Source organism: Ideonella azotifigens, assembly GCF_006519715.1.
Classification (GTDB): domain Bacteria; phylum Pseudomonadota; class Gammaproteobacteria; order Burkholderiales; family Burkholderiaceae_C; genus Ideonella; species Ideonella azotifigens.
The window spans coordinates 1-1,198 of record NZ_VIDT01001121.1 but is presented as its reverse complement, the minus strand read 5'-3'; the positions used below and the strand labels follow the sequence as shown (position 1 = coordinate 1,198).

Sequence of the window (1,198 nt, the reverse complement as noted above, 5' to 3'; positions counted from 1 at the left end):
TCTTCTGCGTCACCCCAGGATCCGCAGCGCCGTCGCTTGCTTGCGGGCATGGCCGCCTCGGGTGCTGCCACCACCGGCGCGCTGCTGGCGCAGCCGGCGTCGGCGGCATCCGCCGAGTCTGCCAAAGGCCCGTCCACCCAGCCACTGCCGGCGCCCGAGGACTGCGGCATCGACCACTTCGTCATCGTGATGATGGAGAACCGCTCGTTCGATCACTTCCTCGGCTGGGTGCCCGGCGCCGAAGGCCGGCAGGCGGGCCTGAGCTTTGCCGACACCGCGGGCCACTGGCGGCAGACGCACGACCTCGCGCCCGACTTCCAGAACTGCAGCAGCGCCGACCCCGACCACAGCTACGGCGCCGGCCGCGGCGATGTGAATGACGGCGCGATGGACGGCTTCCTGAAGCCCCAGCCCGCGGGCGACACCTTCCCCATCGGCTACTACACGGCAGGCAGCCTGCCCTTCTACGCCGGCTGCGCCCAGCACTGGACCATCTGCGACCATTACTTCAGCGGCATCCTGTCCTGCACCTTCCCGAACCGCATCTACATGCACGCAGGCCAGACCGACCGCGTGACCAATACCTTCGCGATCTCGAAGCTGCCCACCATCTGGGACCGGCTCAAGGCCGCCGGCCTGCGCGGCCGCTACTACTTCAGCGACGTGCCGGTCACCGCGCTGTGGGGCGCCGCGCAGCTGGACATTTCGCGCCGCTTCAGCGAGTTCAAGCGCGACGCCGCGGCCGGCCGGCTGCCGGCCGTCAGCTACATCGACCCGGCGCTGCTGGGCACCGGCATGGGCATCTCGCGGGACGACCATCCGTATGCCGACATCCGCGACGGCCAGGCCTTCCTGAACGACATCTACGACACGCTGCGCGCCAGCCCGAACTGGGAGCGCACACTGATGATCGTCAACTACGACGAGTGGGGCGGTTTCTTCGACCACGTCGCGCCGCCGTTCGGCCCGGTCTCGCCCGAGGAGTTTGCCGCCACCGGCAATGACGGCCGGCTGGGCATTCGCGTGCCCTGCGTGGCCATCGGCCCGAAGGCGCGGCGTGGGCATGTCGAGTCGACACCGTTCGACCCCAACGCCATCCTCAACATGCTGGCCTGGCGCTTCGGCTTCGAGCCGCTGGGCGTGCGCGGCAGCACCTCCACCAACTTCGCCCACGCGCTGGACTTCAGCGCCCGGCACC

General features: G+C 69.7%; 1 protein-coding gene. It reads left to right on the top strand.

Annotated features, from left to right (window positions below):
* Positions 1 to 48 precede the first annotated feature (48 nt).
* The coding region (locus FKP22_RS31040; protein WP_141292016.1) for an alkaline phosphatase family protein at positions 49 to 1,198 on the top strand (1,150 nt) is incomplete at its 3' end.